Genomic DNA, 1489 nt, shown 5'->3' on the forward strand with positions numbered 1-1489 from the left:
CGAGAACACTCACCAATTTACGCATGAAAACCTCCACGTATATATGCCCGGAACGCACGGATCCGGACGTGTATTTATTTGGTATCGAAAAGAAGCATGCAATGGGGATATTCGGCGACCGCGCCGCGTGAGCGCCTTGCGGACAACCGGATGTGCACCCTAGCCAGCGATCGATCACTGTGACAAGTGCATGGTGAAAATTCCCCTTTATCAGCCTTCATGCGCCACGGATGGGCATTCAAGATACCCAAGCCTTCAAGCCGTACACTCTTGCGCCGCTATCACCCCGCACAATCCAGAACAATGCCCGAATGCTCCCCCTAAGGGAGGATGATCATTACGGCGTGATCGCCCGTGTGCTCCAGGAGCATCGCCGCCGCCGTCAACGAGCTGCCGCGACCCCGCCGCCGGACGCCGCCGTGACAACGCACCGGACTCGGCGGGCCGAGGACGCCTGGCCGTCTCTCGGCCCGGCTCCGCTTGACCTTGACACAGTGTCAAGCTCTTCACTGTGGCCAAGGAGGTGGTCCGGATGACCATGCCGAAAGAGGACACGAACACGATGCGAGCTCTCCAGGGGCTGGAGAACAACAGCTCGTCGGTCCGGCTACAGGCAGCGCTGGCGGTCGGCACGACCCCGGACCCGGGGTTCATCGGCAAGCTCATCGAGCGGTGTGCGATCGAACCCGAGTTCTACGTGCGCGAAATGCTGACGTGGGCACTCACCCGCCACACGGCATCGATGACGGTCCCGGTGCTTCTCGACGAAGTCCGCTCGGAGCATGCGCAGGCACGGAGCCAGGCGTTGCACACGCTGTCCAAGATCGGGGATCGGCAAGCGTGGCCGGCGATCACACCGGCACTGCTGTCCGACGCCGACGACGAGGTGGCCCGGAGCGCCTGGCGGGCAGCGGTCGTGCTCGTACCCGAAGGTGAGGAGCACGAGTTGGCCGTAGTGTTGGCGACACAGCTCGGGCGCGGCGAACGAGAGACGCAGCTGAGCCTCAGCCGGGCGCTGATCGCGCTCGGGGAGGCGATGCTGCCGGCACTGGGCGCCGCGACGACGGGTATCGACCCTCGTGTGCGCACGCACGCGCTCGCCACGGAACGGCTGTGGCGCGACCCGGATGCCGGATTCGAGTTCGCGATCGAGGAGGCGAAGCGCGTCGTAGCCCTCGGCGGGGCCGGCCAGGAGGAGCGGTAGGCAGTGTTGATCGGTGATGTCGCGCGACGGTCCGGGGTCAGCGCCCGCATGCTCAGGCATTACGAATCGCTCGGCCTGGTGCGGCCAACGGGTCGTACCGACTCCGGCTATCGCGAGTACTCCAGCGACAACATCCGGCGAATCTTCCACATCGAGAGCCTGCGGTCATTGGGGCTGTCGCTGCGCGACATCAGGCGCGCGCTCGATGACCCCGGCTTCGCGCCCGCGGAGCTCGTCGACGACCTCATCCGCCAGACGCGAGACCGCATCACAGCGGAGACGGAG

At 65.1% G+C, this 1489-nt stretch carries 2 protein-coding genes; both read left to right on the plus strand.

Translation table 11 applies throughout. The annotated features are described in order from the left end of the window. Positions 1 to 532: 532 nt before the first annotated feature. Positions 533 to 1204, plus strand: coding sequence for a HEAT repeat domain-containing protein (locus FF041_RS29785; RefSeq protein ID WP_153525695.1), 672 nt, complete (start codon positions 533 to 535; stop codon positions 1202 to 1204). A gap of 3 nt (positions 1205 to 1207) precedes the next feature. Then, the coding region (locus tag FF041_RS29790; protein WP_323393096.1) for a MerR family transcriptional regulator at positions 1208 to 1489 on the plus strand (282 nt) is incomplete at its 3' end.

The organism is Streptomyces jumonjinensis (assembly GCF_009600885.1).
In the GTDB taxonomy this organism is placed as follows: Bacteria; Actinomycetota; Actinomycetes; order Streptomycetales; family Streptomycetaceae; genus Streptomyces; species Streptomyces jumonjinensis.

Excerpts from the sequence above, each read along its gene's own strand:
- FF041_RS29785 (WP_153525695.1), top strand. The coding sequence starts at position 533 with ATGACCATGCCGAAAGAGGACACGAACACGATGCGAGCTCTCCAGGGG.